Consider the following 21522-nt stretch of genomic DNA (forward strand, 5'->3'; position numbering starts at 1 on the left):
ACCTTAACTAGCTACTAAAAATTAGTATAAATAGATACACAAAACGCTTGGACATTCAAATGCCCAAGCGTTTCGTTCTTTCATTGCCTTGTTAAACTAAAGTTTCTGAAAGTATACTTCTTGACAACCTCTATGCTCCCATCTTTCTTTTTGTATGTACTTCACTCTTTTTACCTTTTTTTGTAATGGAAGAAAACATATAAATAGCTAGAGCTGACCAAATGAAGGTAAATGCAATTAAATGCGCTTGTGATAACGTTTCGCCATAAAGAAAAACCCCAGTTATCAGTACTATTGTCGGTGCAATATATTGAAGAATTCCAAGCAAAGATAGTGTTACTTTTTTGGCACTCATCGTAAAGAATAATAGTGGTAAAACAGTTACTGCACCACTACCTATTAAGAGTAAACTTGTTGAAACAGAATCGAAAAATTGAATCTCAGATTGAAGCATCCAGTATGTCAAAAATACTAATCCAATAGGAGTAATCATCATCGTTTCAAGAGCTAAACCTATTGTCGAATCTGCTTTAATCATTTTCTTAGCTAAACCATAAAACCCAAAAGTAAGAGCTAGACTAAGTGAAATCCAAGGGATCTCACCATAATGAAGTGTTAATGTTAAAACCCCCATTCCTGCTAAAACAAATGCAAGAACTTGAGAACTACTTAACTTTTCTTTTAGTACGATTACACCGATTAACATACTTGTTATAGGATTTATGTATTGACCAAGACTCGCTTCTACTATTTTCCCTTCAATTACAGCCCACATAAAGATACCCCAGTTTGAACTAATCAGAACAGAAGCAAGTAAAAGTGACCAAAATAACTTTGGCTTCTTTAGAATTTCTTTTACGAACTTAACATATAACTTCCATTTCCTTAAAAAGATTAAAAGTACAATCATAAAAATAAACGACCAAATAACTCGCTGTGCTAAAATCTCTCCTGGAGAAATATGTTGGGTAAGTTTCCAGTAAATCGGAGTGAGACCCCACATCATAAAAGAAAAAGTGGCATACACAACACCATCTTTTTCGTTATTTAATTCCAATCCTATACCTACTTCCTACACGTCTCATTACTCGCTTGTCGAATTCATCTTTTCTACATTCAGATTTAAATACCATTTTAATCAAAGGACAATAGCAATTGTCACTCAACTAATTAGTGTACTATTTCCAATGTTATTTCGTATGATAATTTTACATAAAACATTGAAATATCACTAATTATAAGAGACCAAATCACTATGTGATTTGGTCTCTTATTTGGCGTATTCATTTAAGTTTTCTCCACCAAAACTGGAGTTACTTAAGTGTATACTAAAGTCTTTTCTCCAAAACCTAAGCTTTATCTTTGTTCTAAACGTGCAATTCTGTCATCTAAATCAGGGTGAGATGAAAATAACTTCATCATACTACCTTTACCACTAATTTTCATCGTTTGAATTGCTGAATCGTCGGTGCGATCTTTCACTGACGCACGATTCACATGTGCTTTCAACGAACGAAGTGCATGGGCCATTTTGTCTCGCCCAGCTAAGTCACCGCCTCCACGGTCTGCATGATACTCGCGGTGGCGTGAGTATGCACTAACGATAATACTTCCAAGAATCGAAAATACAATTTGAAAAACAATAATCGCTGCAAACTGTACGACAAATTGCAATTCAGGTTTAACAAAACGTGAGACTGCTATCGCAGCAATTCTTGAGAAAAATACAACGAAAGTGTTTACCACACCTTGAAGTAAGGTCATTGTAACCATGTCGCCATTCGCTACGTGAGCAACTTCATGAGCGATAACACCTTCTACCGCATCTTCATCCATATTATTAAGCAAACCTACTGAAACACACACGAGTGATTTTTTCTTTGAAGGACCAGTTGCAAATGCATTTACCTCAGCAGATTGATAAATTCCAACCTCTGGCATATGCATTAACCCAGCCGCGCGAGAAAAACGATGAACTTTCTCAACGACAGAGCGCTCTGCTGCTGATAATTGACCATCTGGATCTAATACTTTGACCTTCATCATCTTCTTTGCCATCCAACGTGACATCAAGAGAGAAATAAAAGCTCCCCCGAAACCTATTAGCAAACTGAAGACCATCAGCGATGTATAATTAATCCCTAAACCAGTTCCACCAGCATCTCTAATCGATGGGTCGATGCCTGTAAATGTTGTAATAAGTGTCCAAGCAATTACAAGTGTTGTCATAACCAAAATATTTGTTAGTATAAATAATAAAACTCGTTTACCCATTTAATATGCCTCCATTTTCAATGATATACTCATATATTTTAACATGTTTTTAAAAGATAGTAGAGAGATTTGCTCGATTTTCGTGTATTTTACAATATATCCCTCAAACAAAAAATTAACTTCACAATAAAACGATTAAAAGACTTATTCACAAACTAGTACTTCTCGGAAGAAATAGTGGTTTTTACCTGCCTTACATCGATCTACAATTGAAAACCCTGCATCAATAATAATATTATCGACTGGATCTATTGTAACTATGACAACTCTTTTCGCAAAATTTCGAGCACTTCGGAACATTTGCAGTTGCTCTTCATCTGAAACAACGGAACATAAATTATATGGCATATCAATGATAGCTACATCAAATTTTTCTTTGGTTTGCTTCATATCAGCTAAGACAACATCGGTTTCATAGCCAAAGTGAGCGAGATTCTCTTTTGCGCGATACACTACCCTATGATTGATGTCACTTCCCTCTATTGTAATATCCATCGAACTTGCTTCAATAAGGACAGTGCCAATTCCGCAGCATGGATCAATTGCCTTCACACCTGTTGGATCTGGAATAGCGATATTGACGATACTTCGCGCTAACCGTGGACTCAAAGCAGTGGAATAGCCGTGTGGCTTGTTATGGTGGCTTAACCAAATTGAAGTACTCATAAATAGCTGTCCAAACAACCACATTCCATTTAAATAAGTAATCCCAAATAACTGTTGTGGTTTTTCCAAGTCTACTTCCCCGTCCATCTTTAAACCGATCTTTCGTTCAATTGATCGTCTTTCAGTAAATGCCCATTTATCATTAGCCGGATTTTTTACAAACACGACTTTGAACGTCTTCTCATTTATTGGAAGTTGATCGAGATTCTCTATCACTTCCTCGACGGAGTGACACTCCAATAAAACATCTAAACGCTCTTTCATGAAAGGACTTCGGCTTGGATCAACCTGAATCGAACTCTCTATCGTACCTGAGGCCGAATCAGTCCCAAAGAATGCACGCATTTCCAACTTACACAATTGAAACTCTTCGGGTCTGTAAGAATACGTATATATTGATTTTTCGTTCAAACTCATTCACTCGTCACCCTTTGCACTAACTAGACACTTTTCTAATCAATTATTAATATTACTTATTACGTGGCAAACGGAATAGAGATATTATTGGTATCTCTCATGCTCAGTTTTCAGGCGGCCTTTTTTACCAACGTTGTCATCAGGTAGAAAATATAATATATTCCAACCATGCTGAAGATTCATACTACATAACATAACACCAATCCTGCAATATTCATACACATTAACATCACCTTCACTAGGTGCTTTCAAGCGACAATATTTGAAGAATAAGCATACTAGTAATAAGCAACATCCAAACACTACTTAGATTCTCCTAACGTTCCTCTTTTATTTCAATTGATTCTTCCATGTCATCTGACTGCATTCCTTTTTCTATCTTGAGCTTTTCCAACTCAATACGACGTTCCTCAACCCTTAACTCTCGCTCTTTGTATTTGTATTTCTTTTTACTCTCATAACCGATATATAGATAATAAATGGCAACGATAATAACAATATAAAACCAAAAATCCATGTCTAACTCCTCCTTCAAACAGTAATTCTTATAATTTACTATACCATATATTTCCTTAATCAAAAATGCATTATTAAATACATCGTGCATCGTGCTACTTTCTTCGCTTAGTCATATGTATTTCCGAAAGCTCTATCAAATACATGCAACAAGCAGACGAACATTTTATCATCTAGCTTTTGCTGATAAATATAGATATAATTCCTTTTAATCGTTTCTTTCGGGTTACAATCCATACTTGCGATAAGTTCGTCACCTTTATAGAAAAACACTTCATGAACGTTTTTAATGTATGTTTTTATCTCATACGTTTCACCATTCGCAGTAAAAGATAGCTTTCTCGTATTTTTGACCATCTCAGTTGTTGCAACAATTGGTTCTGTCACTTCTCTTGCAGGATCATATATCGTGAATTCGTCTCGTGATAGCCAAATGTTTTCAATGTACATGATTAAATTATTACTATTATCTTTCATTGCAATATTGACTGTCGTCTTCTCTTTTTTCCATCCTACTACCCAGTCATTAACTTTCCCCATAATTTTTTTTAACATATACATAACACGCCCTGCAGTATCTGTTAATAAAAACGTATCATTTTCTTTATTTTTTACCCCGACATTCATTACTAATTTTTCACTTCTCCATATTGAAACCCAATCCTTTACATTTCTCACATACCTTTGCAAAGAAAACACAACATTCCCTTCTGAATCTAGCACAGGAATTTTCTTTTTCGATAATGTTTCTGATGGAACTTCGTATACAAAATGGTAGCTAGCCAAAACCTTTTCCCCTTTCGTAGTATCACGATACCTCTATACGGATATCCACCTTCAAATGTTTCAGTACACATCTACTTAAAACTTAGATTATACAAGCTTCCACATTAGTAAGCCTTAGTTTATTTTACACTTTAATCCTTTAGCGAAGTTAGACATTCTTAAAGTACAAAAAACATCCAGAAGTTCCGGATGTTTTTTGTGTGCCATATAAAGTTATCTATGTTAAATAACACCTTGCATGATCATCGTATCTGCCACTTTTATAAATCCAGCAATATTTGCCCCGACGACGAGGTTTCCGGGAGCATCGTAATCTTCCGCCGCTTTCATGCTATTTCGGTAAATATTTTTCATAATTTCTTGTAGTTTCACGTCGACTTCTGCAAAAGTCCAAGCTATTCTCGCACTATTTTGCGCCATTTCTAGTGCCGAAACGGAAACTCCACCTGCATTTGCTGCCTTCCCAGGAGCAAAAAGTACATTGCTATTTAAAAAGATCTCAACTGCGCCGTGTGTAGATGGCATATTAGCACCTTCGCCGACCGCAAATACACCATTGGCTACTAAAATTTTCGCAGCAGTCTCATCCAGTTCGTTTTGTGTCGCGCATGGTAACGCTACGTCACATGGAACAGACCAAATACCAGAGCAATCTTCAAAATAGTGTGCGTTTGGATGTTCCATCACGTACTCACTAATTCTTTTATTTTCAACCTCTTTCAGTCGTTTGACTGTAGACAAGTCAATGCCGGTTTCATCATAGATGTAACCACCTGAGTCACTACAAGCAACCACTTTCGCACCAAATTCAATTGCTTTCTCCATTGCATAAATGGAGACATTTCCTGATCCTGATACCGTAACGGTACTTCCATTGAAACTCATGCCCTTGTCTTTTAACATTTCTTCTACAAAGTAAACTGTTCCATATCCCGTCGCTTCCTTTCGAGCCAGACTTCCACCAGAATCAATGCTTTTTCCCGTTAGCACACCAGCTTGAAATCCACCACGCATTTTTTTGTACTGGCCAAACATATATCCTATTTCTCTCGCACCAACACCAATATCACCTGCTGGCACATCGACATCAGCATCTATATATTTACTCAATTCCGACATAAAACTCTGTGTAAAACGCATGATTTCAAGGTCTGATTTTCCTTTCGGATCAAAATCAGCTCCACCTTTTCCTCCACCAATAGGTTGACCAGTTAATGAATTCTTAAATATTTGTTCAAAACCTAGAAACTTAATAATGCTAGCGTTTACAGATGGATGAAACCTCAGTCCACCTTTGTAAGGACCTATTGCACTATTAAATTGAACACGGAAACCGCGATTTACCTTAACATTTCCTTGATCATCTACCCATGGTACTCTAAAAGAGATAGTTCTTTCTGGCTCAACGATTCTTTCTAGAATTGCTTGTTTCATGTACGTGGGATTTTTCACAAGTACCGGCACTAACGAATCGAAAACTTCTTTTACTGCCTGATGAAACTCTAGTTCATTTGGGTTACGTTCCTTAACAGTTTGATAAACTCGATCAACATAATTCACGACTTCCGGCGTTTGTTCGACTCTCTCCATTGTTTTCAAGTTCCCCAGCTCCCTCTCGGTCGATCTATTTATAATTCTCAATTAATCTTATTGTTCATCGATTTTTCATCGATGCTTGTGATTGTGTACATTTCTTTTTATTGATCAGCTTAAAATAGAATGTCATTTATTATAAAACTGTCTTGTCGCCAAGTCCTTCATGGCTAAAGCCTTAGTTCACCTTAAACTTTAATCCTTTAGCGAAGTTAAACCTTTTTAAAGTAATTTATGATTAATTCTTGTTTTATATAGATTCTTACTTTTCTGTATTTTATAATTAATTAACTCATCTAATCAATATCAAGAGTCGATAGTTTTAATGCTTTATTGAGATCGTTTGGTTTTGGAGGGGTATAAATGGAATTGAGACAGATCAACTACTTTATAGAAGTAGCAACAAGGGAGCATATGACAGAAGCGGCAGACGCTTTACATGTTGCCCAATCTGCCGTCAGTAGACAGATTGTAAATTTAGAAAACGAATTAGGTGTCGATTTATTTATTAGAGAAGGTCGAAGAGTAAAATTAACCCCACTTGGTAAAATATTTCTGGAACGAATTAAACATGCAAGGAATGTCATCGATGATGCAACTCGAGAAGTGAAGGAGTATTTAGATCCTGAAAAAGGAACGATACGCATCGCATTTCCAATTAGTTTAGCTGCCCATACATTACCATCAGCAATCTCGTCGTTTCGAATGTATTATCCTGAAGCTAAATTTCAACTAAAACAAGGTCTTTACAATGACCTAATCGACGGTGTTGCCAAAGGCGATTTTAATATGGCATTAATTGGACCTGTACCGTTAGAAGAAAAGAAAGTAAATAGAAAAATACTGTTCACCGAAAACGTTGTTGCCTTGTTACCGATTCATCATCCACTTGCAGACCGAACATCTCTTAGGTTACGTGAATTAAAAGACGATCCATTCGTGTTATTACCAGAGGGTTTTGTTTTTCGCGATATCGTAATTAAAGCATGCAAAAACGTTGGTTTTCAACCGCAAATCGCATTTGAAGGGGACGATATCGATGCACTAAAAGGGCTCGTATCTGCGGGTCTAGGGGTCACACTTATGCCTGAGGTCACCTTAGTCGAAAGTCTATCCCGTTCAACTGTAAAAATACCATTGATTGAGCCTAATGTGACGCGGACTGTTGGTGTCATTACACCTAAAGAGCGCGTTCTTCTCCCAACAGAGCAACTATTTTACGAGTTCATTCAAGAATTCTTTGGTCGATTAAGTGAATTTAAAGAATAATATGACTCACCTGGATCGTAATATATAGGTGTTTCGAATGAAATAGATTACTCGATGAAGAACTGGGCTCAAAATGAAAAAGTAGTGAAACGGCCAAAAAAACAAAAATCCCTCCCTTTTTATCTAATGTGTGAAATAAAGGGAGGGATTTTATTAACCTTTAGCGTTTTCTACTGAACTGAACTCGTGAACCCAGACCTTCATATCAGGTAACCATGGCATTCCAGGATGAAATGATAAGATAGAGTCTTTGTATTCCTCAAGGTTTTCATATCCTTCTTGAACGGCAATTTCGTCTGTAACATCGCCCAAAGTCTGTTGATATACACGGTCTACCTTAAATGATTTGCCTTTAAGCACCATGATTTCTCCTGGATCAGCATACCTGCCGTTCCTTCTCGTCGCTGTCTTTCTTCCCTTTAGAGCTTTTTCAACATCTTCTGGCTTCGTAATCAGTCTGTCTATTTCACAGGTTTTTGGTGGTAATTCGTTTTCTATCATTTTTATATCCCCCTCTTATCTATTCTTTCTCTAGTTTATACCAAAAGTACCGTTAAAGTCATTTTACAGATGACAACATTTATACTAAATATGAAATCGAATTGCTTTCATATTAGTTTTTTGCTGTGTATAATTAGCAATGTTAGCGTTTTCTCAGACATTTAGGATAAGGATAGTTTGCTAAGAAACTAGCACGAGAAGGGGGAAATATACATGCCTTACATAGCTAATGATAATCGCTATGAAAAAATGACATACAATCGAACCGGAAATTCAGGGTTAAAACTTCCGGCAATTTCGCTAGGTCTTTGGCACAATTTTGGTGGCGTAGACTCTTTTGAAAATGGTAGAAAAATGCTTAGAAGAGCATTTGATTTAGGTATTACTCACTTTGATTTAGCAAATAATTATGGACCACCACCAGGTTCTGCAGAAGAAATGTTTGGCAAAATAATGAAGACAGACTTTAAACCTTATCGAGATGAGATGATCATTTCCTCAAAAGCGGGATATCATATGTGGGATGGCCCCTATGGTGAATGGGGATCTAAGAAAAATATGATTGCTAGTGCAGATCAAAGTTTGCAGCGATTGGGTCTTGATTATGTCGATATCTTCTATTCTCACCGACCAGATCCTAACACCCCATTAGAAGAAACAATGGGCGCACTTGATCAAATTGTCAAACAAGGAAAAGCATTGTATGTTGGTATTTCAAGTTATAGTGCAGAACAGACAGATGAAGCAGTTAAAATCTTAGATCGACTGGGTACGCCATTATTGATTCACCAACCTAACTATTCGATGTTCAACCGCTGGGTGGAAGATGGACTCCGCGGGGTTCTAAAGAAAAACGGCGTTGGATCAATCGCATTTTGTCCATTAGCTCAAGGTTTGCTTACGAATAAATACATTGGTGGTATACCTGCTGATTCTCGCGCCGCCCGATCAGATAGTTTCTTACAAGAAGACCAAATAACTGATGAAACGGTCGCAAAAATTCAAAAACTGAATCACATTGCTACTAAACGAGGACAGTCTCTTGCACAAATGGCTCTTGCTTGGGTTTTACGAGGCGGTCATATCACGACGGCATTAATTGGAGCCAGTCGAGTTAGTCAAATTGAAGAAAACGTAGCGACATTGGACAATTTAGATTTCTCTGAAGAAGAATTAAAGGAGATAGATAATATCTTGCAGTAGTGCTTATAAAAAGGGCTCCGCCTTGGTTAAAGGCAGAACCCTTTTTCTTTTGTTCTATTACTTAGCATTCGATCGTCCGTTTTTATTTATATCACATTCGAAATCGTTGAACAGATTGTTGTAAATTTTCTGCCATCTCAGTCAATATTTCCGCTGAGGCTGATATTTCCTCCATTGTTGCATTCTGCTCTTCTGAAGAAGATGCGACAGTTTGTGTATTATCAGAATTATTTTCAGCAATCACTCTCATTTTCTCAGCTTTTTCAAGCATTATCGCCGTCTGAGACGACACTTCTTGAACAGATTGAGACATCTCTCTAATTTGAATGTGAACATTAGTTGTTGCTTCTGATATAGATTGAAAGGACTCTCCAGCATTTTCAACCAATGCTGTCCCCTCAGATACCGTGCGTTCTCCATGTTCCATAGAAATAACTGAATCTTTAATTACTGTTTGAATTTCTTCGACGAGTGAACGAATATCTTTTGCAGAATTATTGGAGACTTCTGCTAATTTACGAACTTCATCTGCAACAACAGCAAATCCCTTACCATGATCTCCAGCACGAGCAGCTTCAATAGCAGCATTTAGCGCTAGAAGATTGGTCTGATCGGCAACATCGGTAATCATATGAATCATATCACCAATCTTGCTAGATTTTTCGCCAAGTAACTCAATTTTTTCTGATGTCGTTTGGGTAGATTCATTGATCTTCCCCATTTGTTCAACAACTCTCTGAATCACTGAAGTTCCGCTTTCCACTTGTTTCTTCGTCTTTGCCGACCCTTCATTCATGCCGTTTATATGGTTCGATATCGTCCCCATCTGCCCAGAAATCTGGTCAGTCGTTTGAATCCATTCTGCTACCGTATCCACTTGAGTCTCTGAACCTGATGCAATTTCTTGAATCGAGACTGCAATACTCTCGGTCGCTTTACTCGTCTCTTCAGAGCTAGCATGAAGTTGTTCAGATGAAGCGGCAACTTGTTCTGATGTTTTCGAAATATTTTCAATTAAATCACGAAGACTTGCTACCATCTGATTCACATACAAACCTAGACTTCCTAGCTCGTCTTTAGATTGAGTAGAGAGTTCATTTGTTGTTAGGTCACCTTGGCTAACTTGTTTTGTTGTTGACATGACAGAACGAATTGACTTTGAAACGCTTCTACTAAAGAAAAAGACTAGTATAAAACCAAGGATAGACGAGACACTTATCGCAATGATGTTAATCACCTTTGTCATAAATACCGACTGGTTTGCTTGATCTCTAGCGACAAGCATATCATCATATACCAAACTAGATAGTTCTAAAGCGTCGTCAACAATATCACTTCGAATTCGTGCTAATTGTCCCACATAATTATCATTGTCGTCTGTTTCTATCATCAAACCAAACGTTTGATCCATCATATTATTGTTTCTTAAGATGTTATTGAAGAGCCCTTGCTGCTCTTCCGTTTGAAATTGATTGTTCATTAATGAAATATGTTCAGAAAGTGTTTCATTTCTTTCCTCATATTCCTCTTGATCGTACTCTCCTGTTCGAGCATAGTCACTAGCCTGTATATATTTTGCGCGAATAATTGCCCCTACATCGTTCATAACAAGAGCACCTTCAGACCGCTTTTCAAACGATATTAAGTCATCTTCGACATTGTTTAATTCAGAAAAAGTAAAATACAAACCTACCAAGAAAATAAATAAGATGATTCCGAAAATTGTTACCATTTTTCTACGGATCGACGCATCTTTCCATAGAACGTTAACCGATGAACCTTTCCTGATTTTATTCATCGCTCCGCTTTTCCATAACCTCTCCATAAGATCCCCTCCGTTCCTAACTCTTCAACTACACACTTTATGAAAACTCTAATAAGTAAACGCTATCATTTTTGTCAACAACATTTTCAACCGATCATTTCTTTCATTATAAGTAAATTCAAACTAGTTCGCAAGTTATATTTTTCTCCCATATGCTTGTTATCTAATCATAATTAATAAGAGAAAAGGCCTAACGACTCTCTCCTAATTTTCATTGATCAAAAGATTGCTTAAATACTAAACAAAAACATGTTTAGTATAATTGTCGTAAATTCAATCAAACTTTTTTGGTGCTGGAAATTCGGTTATGTCTTCCAATATCTGCTTCCGCTTTTTTGCATCTGGTTCACTTTCATGTAAGTCAGCTCGTATATTTGCTAAGTATTCGGTATAGTCACGGTACTCTGGGCCAAACATTTCTAAAAGGTGATGTTTAATTTTTTTTGCCAAAATTGGACTTGCTCCAGAAGTCGTTATGGCGATTTTTAAATGTCCACGATCCAAAACTGCCGGAAAAAAGAAACTACTTAGCACCTGACTATCAACAACATTAATTAGCACTACATATTTGTTGAGGTATTTCGCAAACATTTCGTTCAAAGGTGTCACTTCCGTCGCGACAACTACTAAGAAAAAGCTTCTCCAAGTCAAACCTAGTCGCTCACACGTTTCTTGCTTGAGATCAGACTCTACTAAAGACGTCTTCATATATGTAAAATCGTTGGTTTGTTGGTTAAGGTGATCGGTTAACGTAGGACTTATGACGGTAACTGCCGCCTTTTCAGCTATAAGATGGTTTATTTTTCTTTCAGCGATTTTTCCTCCCCCGATAACTAGGCAAGGTTTGTTATTTAATTGGAGAACGAAGGGGCTACTCATTCGATCATGTCCTTTCGTCAAAATGTACCTTCTTATATTCTGGATGTATTGTACCATGAAAGCTGAATCTTTTGCCCAAAGGGATCAAATTCAAATAGGGAACAGTTAAATAGCGAAGTTGAGACCTCCGTCTCAACTTCGCTATGACCTACATAAGTAACATGTCTTCTAAGCGATAATTTGTTTCTGTTTCAAATAGTCAATGATCGTTTCAACTGATTGTTCAATTGATGCTTGATCGGTAGAAATCGTCAGTTCTGGTTGATTCGGCTCTTCATATGGAGCACTAATGCCAGTAAACTCTGGAATTTCACCTGCTCTTGCTTTTTTATAGAGGCCTTTAGGATCTCTATTCTCGCATTCCTCTACAGGACACTTCACAAACACCTCGATAAACTCGTCTTTTTCAACCATTTCCCGAGCAAGATCTCGATCTTGACGATAAGGAGATACAAAAGCTGTGAGAACGATACTCCCACTGTCTACAAACAGTTTAGATACTTCACCGATTCGCCGAATATTTTCTTCTCGATCTTCTGGCTTAAACCCGAGGTCTTTATTCAATCCGTGACGAACATTATCCCCATCTAGCACATAGGTTTTTGCCCCCAACTGATAGAGCCTTTGATCGACAGCATTTGCAAGGGTTGACTTTCCAGAACCAGATAACCCAGTAAACCATATTGTACAGCTTTTATGATTATGAAGCTGTTGACGTTCTTTCTTTGTTACTGCGGCACTATGCCAGTGGATGTTTGACGCTGTTTCTGTATTTTTCATGCGTTCACCTTCATTCCTTTAATCAGTACTTCAACTACTTCTGGTCTACTGAATTCTGGTGGTGGTGTATCGCCGTTTCTTAATAATTCGCGTACTTTCGTTCCAGAAAGAATAACACGATCTTCTACTCCGTGTGGGCATGTTTTCGTTGAAGCCATGTTCCCACACTTTTTACAGTAGAAACTATGCTCAAAGAATAGTGGTAGAATTCCTAGCTCACTTTCCGTAAATTGACGGAAAATATCCTGCGCATCATACGTTCCATAGTAATCACCTACACCGGCGTGATCTCTCCCGACAATAAAGTGTGTACAGCCGTAATTTTTACGAACCATCGCATGAAAAATCGCTTCACGAGGTCCTGCATATCTCATTGCTGCTGGGAATACGGCAAGGAATACACGATCTTCCGGATAGTAATTTTTCAGTAACACTTGGTAACTTTCCATACGAACATCAGCTGGGATGTCATCTGCCTTCGTTTCACCAACAAGTGGATTCAAAAATAGTCCATCAACAATTTCTAATGCTGCTTTTTGGATATATTCATGAGCACGGTGAACAGGGTTTCTTGTTTGAAATCCAACTACTTTCTCCCAACCTTTTTCTGCAAAGGTTTCACGGGTTTTCGCTGGATCTAAATAGAACGTTGAGAATTCCCCTTTATCCGTTGTACGTACTAGCGTTATTGGTCCAGCTAAATACGTATCTCCTCTTTCAAACATTTTTTTAACGCCTGGATGGGCGAGATCTTTTGTTCTATATACTTGGATTGCTTCTGTCTCTTGATCCGGAGAATATATTTCTGTTAATTCAAGCACGCCGTAAGTTACCCCATTATAAGTAAGGCGAACAGATTGTCCTTCTTCAAGGGAAGCTGCGCGTTCTTTCGTTACAGGTAATGTAATCGGCAAACTCCAAATATGATTATTTGATAAACGCATTTCGTGAACGACTTTCTGATAATCCTCTTGTCCGAGGAATCCTGTTAACGGGCTATAAGCACCATTTGCAATGAGTTCTAAATCAGATAAACCTGTTTTGTCTAATTCGATCTCTGTTGTAATTCCTGAATAGTCTAAGTTTTCATTTGTGCGATTAATTAATGTTCCTCCATGAGGAAGGCTCTTTGTCATGTCGATCACTCCTTGCTTGATTTTGGTTTCATATGAAGGCCACACTCTGTTTTTTCAATGCCAGACCAGCGTCCTGCTCGTAGGTCATCTCCTTTTTTCACTGCAAAAGTACATGGTTCACAGCCAATACTTGGATAACCTTGATCATGAAGTGGGTTATAAGGAAGTTCGTTTTCCTTAATATACTCCCATACATCATCCCAACTCCAATGAATAAGCGGACACACTTTAATGAGTTCGAATTTATTATCTTGATTGACAAACTCCGTATTTGCTCGAGTGGGCGACTGCTCTCTTCGTAATCCTGAAAGCCATGCTGTATTTCCTTGTAAAGCTTTCCTCAAGGGTCTATTTTTGCGAATATCACAACATAAATCTGGCTGTCTTTGCCACAATTTATCGCCATGTTTTTCTTTTTGTTCTTCAAGCGTCAAATCTGGCTGAACCATGTCAATGTTGAGATCTGGATATTTTTGTTTAACATCTTCAATCAATTCGTACGTTTCTTTGAAATGGACATGAGTATCAAGGAACACGATACGCGCGTCTTTTTTGATTTTAGCAATCATATCAACAAGGACAATTCCTTCTGCACCAAAGCTACAGGCGTAAACAAGGTCGTCGTTAAATAATTCATAGGCCCACTCAATGACTTCTTCCGCTTTTGCATGTTTCAATTTTTCTTGGTAAAAACGATAGTCACTGTCGGTAAACGTTTGATAAGGCGTTTTTTTGATTTGCTCAGTCATATCAGGACTCCCTTTCTATCTTTATGATTCATGAATAGTCTGTTGCTCTAACTTGACAGATTTATATAAACTCAAAGATCCCATTGTCGCTACGATAATCGCGATGACAATAACAATCATATATGGATTTGGGTGTAAGAAAACATGAATCAAACTATACGACATTACCAAAGAAAGGACTGGAGAAACGACCCAAACTTTAACTATCTTTCTAATCACATCTTTTTGCCATAGTTGAAACCCTTCTCTAGCACAACCAATCCCAACAATTCCGGAAGTTGTCGCTTGCGTTAATGGTACTGGAATACCGAATATTGAAGCTATGATTACAAGTCCGCCTCCGGTTCCCGATACGGCCGTGCCTTCAAGCAGCGAAAAGTTAATAATTTTTTTACCGTTTGTTTCTAAAACTTTTCCACCAAACAATAAAGCTCCTAATGCTACGAAGATTCCACCCAACCAAATACCTGAAGTTTGTTCAATTAAACTAGCTCCAACAAGTGGACCGATCGCATTAGCGACATTATTCATGCCGGCTGAGAAGGCTTCAACGAATCCAGTAAAGACTAGTAAAGCTGCTAACCATTTTTTCCAAACACCCTTACCGGTCAGTTGTGGCCATCGACGCTCTAATACTTGAATGATTTTCCCAAAAATAAAACATACACTAAAAGCAACTATTGGAATGATTAGCCAGAACGAAACAATAAAAAGGACATTGTTAACATTCAGTGCTTGAAAGGCGATTCCAACTCCAACGACTGCACCAATCGTCACTTCACTTGTTGACAATGGAATGCCAATCATATTCGCCAAGAAGAGTGTGAGAGTGGCAGATAGCAAAATAACTAGAGCCACTTCCAATGAAAATACGCTTGAAGGGATAATTCCTTCGCCAACGGTTTTGACGACTTCACCTCCACCAATGACAGCACCTAACAAAGCCCCTATTCCAGCAATAAGCAATGCGAGCCTCTTTTGCTTGACTGCACCGCTCCCATAAGCAGGCCCCATTGTAGCTGCGGCGCCACTTGCACCAATATTCATCGCAAAAAACAAAGCAATTGCTATCGTTATATATGCCAATATCATCACTCACACCCCCTTAGCGAATAAACTTAATCCTTACAATTTTCATAAAACCTATTGATTTACTTGGAATTATATAATGATACGGAGAAAAGGTCAACAGGAATACTATAAAAATAGGCTGATTTTTTTTGACAACGCTATGAAATCCCTTTGTATTAGCGATTTAAACACAATTCCGAAATCAGAAATTGAATAAATTATCCAATCACTACCTTGCATTACATGACATAATATATTACACTTCTTGTATACCTTGTAATGCAAGATAAAGGAAGAGGTGAATCATTTGTCTACAACTCAGATGATGAAAGGTATTCTTGATGGTTGTTTACTTGCAATCATTAAAGATAACGAAGTATATGGATATGAATTGGCTGAGAAGATGGAGAAATATGGCTTCGACTCATTGAGCGAGGGCACGATCTATCCGTTACTGATCCGCATGCAAAAAGAAGAGCTCGTCTCCTCGACGTATAAAAAATCCACAGCAGGACCGAAAAGGAAGTATTATTCTTTAACTGATAAAGGAGAGCAGGAATTAATAAATTTTATCGAACGTTGGGACTATGTACAAAGCAATGTGAACAGAGTTATTAACCATGAAGCAAAATAATTAATTTTAAGGAGCTGATTTTATGACACAATTTCATGAGGATCTGTCAGAGCGAAGCAAAACATTTCTCGGAGATTTGCGCGTTTATTTGTTTTCAAGTGGGAAAAAATCAGAAGATATTGACGATATCGTAGAGCAATTAGAAGTTCATTTGCTTGAGGCTGAAAGAAACGGAAAACCAATTGATAAAATTATTGGTGATTCACCTAAAGACTATATGAATCAATTGTCTAGTGAAATGACAGTTGATGTCAAGGGGTGGGCTAAGTATATTCCTTTCATTATTTTGGGCGGTTTTTCTTTTAAAATTATCGGTGACCTTGTTAATGGAAACCTTTCTTACTCGCTTCTCGAGCTATTTGGTTTCTTAGCGATTGCCCTCATTTTTATTGTGACCACCTTTGCTTCCTTCAAATTTATTTCTGGTCGAGGACTTTCTAATTCACAACAAATAATGGTGTTATTCCCCGTCGTAACGTTACACATGGGTTTGTTTATCGGATTGATTTACTTAAATCGATCACTTGAAACACCAGTGATTCATTTTGGAACTACGGGGACAATCATCATTGCAAGCTTAGCAGTTATATTAGTACTTTTAATCTCTTGGTGGGCAAAGACAGCTGTCCTTCCAATTCTTTTAATCTTATTGTTCTTGCCTGAATACTTACTTGGTTTTTCAACGATGCAAGAAATGACACAGATGACGGTTGGATTGTTTATCAGCTATGCTAGTATCGCGATTTATATTTATATTTCATTTAAAAACACGAAGGAAGAATCACCAAACCATTAACCGAGGTTGACGGATCGTTAATTTAAGATATTATTAGATAAATAGAAAAGCCGTTGGTGTTAGGGGGAAATAATGAAATATTCGAAGTTTTTCATCATAAATTTTATCCCAATTATAATCGTCATGGCAACGATTTTTATCGCATCTTCGCAAACGTCTGAACAGCAAGATATCAGTCCCATTTTGGACCGGGTGTCCGATCAAAATAGTTTGAGAGGATTGATTAGCTCAATCATGGAACGAGTCAATCTCGTCGCCGATCGGGCAATTTCTGTCGTAGCAAGCTACCCACTTATCATACTTATTTTCATCGGTGCTCTTGCTGTGATCGTTGCCATCGTTTTCTTTCGATTATTCAAATCCTCCGAGAGTACAGCTAAAAAAGTCGTCAAAACATTTGTGTATACAAGTATGATCTTCTTCTTTTTTGCTACAGTTTTATTCTTGTTTAAAAGCGACACTGTCATTGAAATCTTGAGAAATCAAGCTTCCATGGAGCAAATCAGATGGTTATTACAACGAATCGATATTACCTATGCCGGTTCCACAGTGAACCTTCAAACACACGGTGTCGATGGCTTAATGAATTTCTTTCTAAGAAAGTCTGCGCACTTTTTCTTATTTGCTCTGCTTGGGTTTTTCGTATTCTTAGCGATGTACAAATTAAGCGACAAATCATTGGCTTCATTTATTGTTTCCCTTGTCACCGTTATTGCCTATGCTGCTCTTGATGAATACCGGCAAACCTTTATCCCTTCACGATCGGGATTGATTGAAGATGTCATCTTAGATACTGCAGGCGGGATTTTTGGCATAAGTATGGGCTGGTTAAAGAAAATAGTTTCGAAATGGTTGGGCTAGGAAGGGAGCATGTCTACCTAGCCTTATAAAGTTTCCTCAGCCTGTTTACGTATGCGACGCACGGCATTGCTGTAAAAACAAACACAACAACTGCTAACATCTGTAAAACAAGGACAACAATCGATATCACTGTTGCGTCCATTATCAATAATAACAAGTCCAAAGTAATCATTAGAATGAAAGATATCAGAGCACCTTTGCAAAAGAATTTTTTCTGTTTCTCATACTTTTGAACGAGTGTTTCGGTATCTGAGTAAATAGGTTTTGTTCCCTTTGGAGCTGTTGCGGTTCACCTCTGACTAACTTATAACAAAAACCACCAAAACTAAAATTGTCAAACAACCAGCCTTTTTTAGCATATTTGCTCAACATTTACATATCTTTTTCTTCTGAAAATGCTAACTCGCCATTAAGAATATTCTTCGTTTGTTTCATTTTCAAACTCCTCCTCTGTCTTTGAATAATACTTCTGCACGGGAAATAGGAGCTCGATTTTAAAAAATGTACCTGAAAAAAACCTCGGTCTGAATTGTCTTCTGGATCGGACCTTTTCCCATTTCCATTTTTCTATCTGTCCGGATAGCTCTCTCTTTCGGACCGCTTCCCATTTCAAATCTCCTATCTTGTCCGAATCACACTCAAGTAACTGCTCAAGAGGCAGCAACTTGAACAGTTTCCTTAGCAGATATGCAGAGTAACTGCTCAAGTTACGTCCGCTTGAGCTATTTTTCCTCTTCACAATCATACCTACCACTACTCCCCCACCATATAAGTCTTCAAGAAACTCATTTCCATCTTGCCCATTGACAAAAATAATTTTATCTATTATGGTTATATACATAACTATATAACCATATAACATAAAGAGGTGGTGATTTCCCATTGAGTAAATCATTTAACGATAAAAAACCAATTTTTTTACAAATCAAAGATCGATTGGCCGACCAAATTGTCAACGACCAGTTAAAGGAACATGATCAGATCCCTTCAACAACCCAACTCGTTCATTTTTATAAGGTGAATCACCTGACGGCTTCAAAAGGTATAACGTTACTCGTAGAAGCAGGAATTATTTACAAGAAAAGAGGTGTCGGGATGTTCGTCGCTGAAGGTGCAAAAGAAAAGCTACTCCAACAACGCAAAGAGGTGTTCGCAGAGGAATTTGTACTACCAATGATTCAAGAAGCTGATAAATTAGGGTTGTCAAATAGTGAAATAACCGCATTAATTAATAAATTAAAAAGGACGTGATCATGATGAATTACGATGTAGATGTCAACCAGATAAGTTTGAAATATAAAAAATTCGAAGCACTAAAAGACTTAACTTTTAAACTTGAATACGGAAAAATTTATGGGTTAATTGGCAGAAATGGCGCTGGAAAAACGAGCTTCCTTTCGTTATTAGCTTCCTATCAGGAACCAACGGAAGGCACAATCACTATCGCTGGTGAGATTCCGTTTGAAAATGCAAATATGATGCCGCACGTGTCGTTCACTCATGAAACAGATTATGCAGATGAGTATGAGCCAATAACAGATTATCTTGAAGCAGCCGAGCGTTATCGCCCGAATTTTGACCCGGAATATGCAGATAAACTTATTAAACTCTTTAAATTGCCGTTAGATAAGCCTATTAAAGAATTATCAAGTGGTATGCAATCTGCTTTAAATGTGACACTCGGCCTCGCTAACCGCAGTCCCATTACAATTTTTGACGAAGTTTACCTTGGCATGGATGCTCCAACACGGGAGTTGTTTTATAAAGAATTGTTGGATGAACAATCTCGCCATCCGCGCACAATGATTTTGTCCACTCACCTCGTATCAGAAATGGATTATTTATTTGACGACGTGTTAATCCTTGATCGAGGGAAACTTTTGCTTCATGAATCGTTCGAAGCATTGATTAGCCGAGGGGCAACGATCACTGGTGCATCTAAGAACGTTGATACCTTTACCAGCGAAATGGAGAAGTTAAATACACAGCAACTAGGAGATACAAGGTCTGTAATGGTTTACGGTGAGATATCAGATGCGAAACAATTCGAAGCCGATCAAATTGGCCTCGAGATAGGCCCAGTATCACTACAAGAATTATTTATTCATTTAACAAGGGAGGAGGAATAATATGATTTCTAAAACAGCATCAAAATTAGGCATCGACTTATTCTCACTACAAATGAAATGGGCGATGTGGTTTCTGCCCATCATCTTCATACTTTATCTTGGTGTGCTCTGGTTCCTGCCAGATGCAGACGTCAACGAAATGAGTTTTTTATCGTTTGCTTTTGAACCAGCCAAAATATTTATGCTCGTCTGTGGGATCATTTCCGTGTTTGCTTTTCTTTCCTATTATGTCAGACAGGGGATTACTCGGAAAGATTATTTTAAAGGGACAGGAATAGCTGCAGTGGGAATGGCTATTGTAATGATGATTATTATTGCCATCGTTGCCGCAATCCTATTTTTTATCGGGTCTTACGTAAATTTCCTATCCGATATCAACACGTCCACGTTCTTGAACACTCAATCTGACTGGTTCATACCTGTCATTGCATTCAGTCTGATTCTTACTTCTTACTATGTAGCTGGTTGGTTAATTGGCGTTGGCTTTTACCGGTATGGTGGTTGGGGTGGCATGGGCTTTATTGCTATAGCCCTAGTCTTCACAACTCTTACCGATGTTTTGTGGGAAGCCGAAGCATCTCATCCTTGGGCTTCATGGCTGAACCTGAACATGTCACAATTAGCAATTCCTATCTCTTTCATCGGGGCACTAATCTTCATTTCTATCGGCCTATGGATCATTCGAGCAACAACAAAAAGAATTCCGATTAAAGTAGAGTAAAGCAATTAGCAGGTTACAAATTCAATAGAGAGCGTAGCTAAGTCAACTTCTAGCACGCTCCCTTTTTATGCTCTCAATATGGTGCACGTTTACCTTATCCCACTTTGCCTTCCAGTTCTTTTTCATCATTCGCTGTTCATAAACATCAATACGTTCATTCGTTCTTTTGAAAAAATTAGTTGGTCTTACTTCCATATCAATTACATCCTCAATCCCGTAAGGTGCTGTCAGAACAACTCGTTCATCTTTATCTAGCTTCACTCCTAATGCTGTTACTGTTTCCGGAAACTTCGCTATCGCATCGACAGAAGATATATAGGGTGGAAGGTTATTAATCATGTGCATTCTCGCCTGATTCTTAACGGACCACGGAACATTTGGAAGAATTTCAGTAAGTTGCTTTTCTAACTTCTTTTCCTCTGATTTATTGACGTTGCCTCTATCAAAATAAATCACATCAACATCCGCCAAAGGTGTTCTTTCGTGATATCCGTGTAACTTATCCCAAATTTTTGTTCGTACAAAACCTGCACACACCCACCAATCCGGAAGGTTTAGTGAGTTTGCCACTGTAAGTATTCCCATCATCCATTGATCTTCTTTAACTAATTGAATAACGTCCTCTTCACTTTTCATAATAATAACCACCGCCCTGAATCGAATGTTCGTTCTATTTTAACATAAGCACTGTTTAAGGGTTGATAGTTAAAAATTCC

Annotated in this window: 23 protein-coding genes; 8 read left to right on the forward strand and 15 right to left on the reverse strand. The window is 37.8% G+C overall.

Going from position 1 to position 21522, the window contains the following annotated elements; all coding sequences use genetic code 11:
• Nucleotides 1-130: 130 nt before the first annotated feature.
• From rarD to gdhA, 6 genes are all read right to left on the reverse strand, one after another.
• Entirely contained in the window at nt 131-1057 is a 927-nt protein-coding gene (rarD, locus tag ACM26V_RS17285; RefSeq protein ID WP_416147987.1) for an EamA family transporter RarD, read from the reverse strand.
• A gap of 299 nt (nt 1058-1356) precedes the next feature.
• Nucleotides 1357-2274 (reverse strand): protease HtpX, encoded by a 918-nt coding sequence (gene htpX, locus ACM26V_RS17290; protein ID WP_416147988.1) that lies wholly within the window; start codon nt 2272-2274, stop codon nt 1357-1359.
• 144 nt (nt 2275-2418) lie between these two features.
• Entirely contained in the window at nt 2419-3357 is a 939-nt protein-coding gene (locus ACM26V_RS17295; protein ID WP_416147989.1) for a TRM11 family SAM-dependent methyltransferase, read from the reverse strand.
• A 316-nt stretch (nt 3358-3673) separates the two neighbouring features.
• A complete protein-coding gene (locus ACM26V_RS17300) occupies nt 3674-3874 on the reverse strand; it encodes a hypothetical protein (RefSeq protein WP_416147990.1) in 201 nt (66 codons plus the stop codon).
• A 107-nt stretch (nt 3875-3981) separates the two neighbouring features.
• Complete coding sequence (locus ACM26V_RS17305) at nt 3982-4659, reverse strand: hypothetical protein (protein WP_416147992.1); 678 nt, start codon at nt 4657-4659, stop codon at nt 3982-3984.
• A gap of 222 nt (nt 4660-4881) precedes the next feature.
• Nucleotides 4882-6249 carry an NADP-specific glutamate dehydrogenase gene (gene gdhA / locus ACM26V_RS17310; protein WP_416151902.1) on the reverse strand — a complete coding sequence of 456 codons (1368 nt, stop codon included), beginning with the start codon at nt 6247-6249 and terminating at the stop codon, nt 4882-4884.
• Between the two features lie 366 nt (nt 6250-6615).
• Between gdhA and ACM26V_RS17315 the strand changes: the two genes are divergently transcribed.
• Complete coding sequence (locus tag ACM26V_RS17315) at nt 6616-7521, forward strand: LysR substrate-binding domain-containing protein (protein WP_416147993.1); 906 nt, start codon at nt 6616-6618, stop codon at nt 7519-7521.
• Nucleotides 7522-7674: 153 nt separating this feature from the next.
• Here the strand turns inward: ACM26V_RS17315 and ACM26V_RS17320 are convergent, their stop codons facing one another.
• Nucleotides 7675-8022 (reverse strand): ASCH domain-containing protein, encoded by a 348-nt coding sequence (locus ACM26V_RS17320; RefSeq protein WP_416147994.1) that lies wholly within the window; start codon nt 8020-8022, stop codon nt 7675-7677.
• A 213-nt stretch (nt 8023-8235) separates the two neighbouring features.
• On the opposite strand from ACM26V_RS17320, the gene mgrA reads away from it, so the two are divergent.
• Entirely contained in the window at nt 8236-9225 is a 990-nt protein-coding gene (gene mgrA, locus ACM26V_RS17325; protein ID WP_416147995.1) for an L-glyceraldehyde 3-phosphate reductase, read from the forward strand.
• 91 nt (nt 9226-9316) lie between these two features.
• Here mgrA and ACM26V_RS17330 read toward each other — a convergent pair whose 3' ends face one another.
• The 6 genes from ACM26V_RS17330 to ACM26V_RS17355 form a co-directional block, all read right to left on the reverse strand.
• A complete protein-coding gene (locus tag ACM26V_RS17330; protein WP_416147996.1) occupies nt 9317-11050 on the reverse strand; it encodes a methyl-accepting chemotaxis protein in 1734 nt (577 codons plus the stop codon).
• A gap of 273 nt (nt 11051-11323) precedes the next feature.
• Nucleotides 11324-11950, reverse strand: coding sequence for a precorrin-2 dehydrogenase/sirohydrochlorin ferrochelatase family protein (locus ACM26V_RS17335; protein ID WP_416147997.1), 627 nt, complete (start codon nt 11948-11950; stop codon nt 11324-11326).
• A gap of 147 nt (nt 11951-12097) precedes the next feature.
• Entirely contained in the window at nt 12098-12709 is a 612-nt protein-coding gene (gene cysC / locus ACM26V_RS17340; protein ID WP_416147998.1) for an adenylyl-sulfate kinase, read from the reverse strand.
• Nucleotides 12706-13845 carry a sulfate adenylyltransferase gene (gene sat, locus ACM26V_RS17345; RefSeq protein WP_416147999.1) on the reverse strand — a complete coding sequence of 380 codons (1140 nt, stop codon included), beginning with the start codon at nt 13843-13845 and terminating at the stop codon, nt 12706-12708. Before sat ends, cysC begins: the two co-directional genes overlap by 4 nt.
• Before the next feature lie 5 nt (nt 13846-13850).
• Nucleotides 13851-14594 (reverse strand): phosphoadenylyl-sulfate reductase, encoded by a 744-nt coding sequence (locus ACM26V_RS17350; RefSeq protein ID WP_416148000.1) that lies wholly within the window; start codon nt 14592-14594, stop codon nt 13851-13853.
• A gap of 21 nt (nt 14595-14615) precedes the next feature.
• Nucleotides 14616-15686 carry an inorganic phosphate transporter gene (locus ACM26V_RS17355; RefSeq protein ID WP_416148001.1) on the reverse strand — a complete coding sequence of 357 codons (1071 nt, stop codon included), beginning with the start codon at nt 15684-15686 and terminating at the stop codon, nt 14616-14618.
• A 286-nt stretch (nt 15687-15972) separates the two neighbouring features.
• On the opposite strand from ACM26V_RS17355, the gene ACM26V_RS17360 reads away from it, so the two are divergent.
• The 3 genes from ACM26V_RS17360 to ACM26V_RS17370 all read left to right on the forward strand — a co-directional run bounded on the left by ACM26V_RS17360 (nt 15973) and on the right by ACM26V_RS17370 (nt 17956).
• A complete protein-coding gene (locus tag ACM26V_RS17360) occupies nt 15973-16299 on the forward strand; it encodes a PadR family transcriptional regulator (RefSeq protein ID WP_416148002.1) in 327 nt (108 codons plus the stop codon).
• 22 nt (nt 16300-16321) lie between these two features.
• Nucleotides 16322-17095, forward strand: a complete 774-nt coding sequence (locus tag ACM26V_RS17365) for an HAAS domain-containing protein (RefSeq protein ID WP_416148003.1) — start codon at nt 16322-16324, stop codon at nt 17093-17095.
• A 72-nt stretch (nt 17096-17167) separates the two neighbouring features.
• A complete protein-coding gene (locus tag ACM26V_RS17370) occupies nt 17168-17956 on the forward strand; it encodes a VanZ family protein (RefSeq protein ID WP_416148004.1) in 789 nt (262 codons plus the stop codon).
• A gap of 409 nt (nt 17957-18365) precedes the next feature.
• On the opposite strand, the gene ACM26V_RS17375 is transcribed toward ACM26V_RS17370, so the two are convergent.
• A complete protein-coding gene (locus tag ACM26V_RS17375) occupies nt 18366-18797 on the reverse strand; it encodes a hypothetical protein (protein WP_416148005.1) in 432 nt (143 codons plus the stop codon).
• 41 nt (nt 18798-18838) lie between these two features.
• Here ACM26V_RS17375 and ACM26V_RS17380 point away from each other — a divergent pair, with 41 nt between their 5' ends.
• Genes ACM26V_RS17380 through ACM26V_RS17390 form a run of 3 tightly spaced genes read left to right on the forward strand, consistent with a single transcriptional unit; the run spans nt 18839 to nt 20806 of the window.
• Nucleotides 18839-19207, forward strand: coding sequence for a GntR family transcriptional regulator (locus ACM26V_RS17380; RefSeq protein ID WP_416148006.1), 369 nt, complete (start codon nt 18839-18841; stop codon nt 19205-19207).
• A gap of 5 nt (nt 19208-19212) precedes the next feature.
• Complete coding sequence (locus ACM26V_RS17385; RefSeq protein ID WP_416151903.1) at nt 19213-20085, forward strand: ATP-binding cassette domain-containing protein; 873 nt, start codon at nt 19213-19215, stop codon at nt 20083-20085.
• Between the two features lies 1 nt (nt 20086).
• Nucleotides 20087-20806, forward strand: coding sequence for a hypothetical protein (locus tag ACM26V_RS17390; RefSeq protein ID WP_416148007.1), 720 nt, complete (start codon nt 20087-20089; stop codon nt 20804-20806).
• A 42-nt stretch (nt 20807-20848) separates the two neighbouring features.
• On the opposite strand, the gene ACM26V_RS17395 is transcribed toward ACM26V_RS17390, so the two are convergent.
• Nucleotides 20849-21442 (reverse strand): nucleotidyltransferase family protein, encoded by a 594-nt coding sequence (locus tag ACM26V_RS17395; protein WP_416148008.1) that lies wholly within the window; start codon nt 21440-21442, stop codon nt 20849-20851.
• Nucleotides 21443-21522 lie beyond the last annotated feature (80 nt).

Origin of the sequence: Salipaludibacillus sp. HK11 (assembly GCF_047795645.1) — a bacterium.
Lineage (GTDB): Bacteria > Bacillota > Bacilli > Bacillales > Salisediminibacteriaceae > Salipaludibacillus.

Excerpts from the sequence above, each read along its gene's own strand:
- htpX (WP_416147988.1), bottom strand. The coding sequence starts at position 2,274 with ATGGGTAAACGAGTTTTATTATTTATACTAACAAATATTTTGGTTATG.
- ACM26V_RS17295 (WP_416147989.1), bottom strand. The coding sequence starts at position 3,357 with ATGAGTTTGAACGAAAAATCAATATATACGTATTCTTACAGACCCGAA.
- ACM26V_RS17300 (WP_416147990.1), bottom strand. The coding sequence starts at position 3,874 with ATGGATTTTTGGTTTTATATTGTTATTATCGTTGCCATTTATTATCTA.
- gdhA (WP_416151902.1), bottom strand. The coding sequence starts at position 6,249 with ATGGAGAGAGTCGAACAAACGCCGGAAGTCGTGAATTATGTTGATCGA.
- ACM26V_RS17315 (WP_416147993.1), top strand. The coding sequence starts at position 6,616 with ATGGAATTGAGACAGATCAACTACTTTATAGAAGTAGCAACAAGGGAG.
- ACM26V_RS17320 (WP_416147994.1), bottom strand. The coding sequence starts at position 8,022 with ATGATAGAAAACGAATTACCACCAAAAACCTGTGAAATAGACAGACTG.
- mgrA (WP_416147995.1), top strand. The coding sequence starts at position 8,236 with ATGCCTTACATAGCTAATGATAATCGCTATGAAAAAATGACATACAAT.
- ACM26V_RS17330 (WP_416147996.1), bottom strand. The coding sequence starts at position 11,050 with ATGGAGAGGTTATGGAAAAGCGGAGCGATGAATAAAATCAGGAAAGGT.
- cysC (WP_416147998.1), bottom strand. The coding sequence starts at position 12,709 with ATGAAAAATACAGAAACAGCGTCAAACATCCACTGGCATAGTGCCGCA.
- sat (WP_416147999.1), bottom strand. The coding sequence starts at position 13,845 with ATGACAAAGAGCCTTCCTCATGGAGGAACATTAATTAATCGCACAAAT.
- ACM26V_RS17350 (WP_416148000.1), bottom strand. The coding sequence starts at position 14,594 with ATGACTGAGCAAATCAAAAAAACGCCTTATCAAACGTTTACCGACAGT.
- ACM26V_RS17355 (WP_416148001.1), bottom strand. The coding sequence starts at position 15,686 with ATGATATTGGCATATATAACGATAGCAATTGCTTTGTTTTTTGCGATG.
- ACM26V_RS17365 (WP_416148003.1), top strand. The coding sequence starts at position 16,322 with ATGACACAATTTCATGAGGATCTGTCAGAGCGAAGCAAAACATTTCTC.
- ACM26V_RS17370 (WP_416148004.1), top strand. The coding sequence starts at position 17,168 with ATGAAATATTCGAAGTTTTTCATCATAAATTTTATCCCAATTATAATC.
- ACM26V_RS17375 (WP_416148005.1), bottom strand. The coding sequence starts at position 18,797 with ATGTATATAACCATAATAGATAAAATTATTTTTGTCAATGGGCAAGAT.
- ACM26V_RS17385 (WP_416151903.1), top strand. The coding sequence starts at position 19,213 with ATGAATTACGATGTAGATGTCAACCAGATAAGTTTGAAATATAAAAAA.
- ACM26V_RS17390 (WP_416148007.1), top strand. The coding sequence starts at position 20,087 with ATGATTTCTAAAACAGCATCAAAATTAGGCATCGACTTATTCTCACTA.
- ACM26V_RS17395 (WP_416148008.1), bottom strand. The coding sequence starts at position 21,442 with ATGAAAAGTGAAGAGGACGTTATTCAATTAGTTAAAGAAGATCAATGG.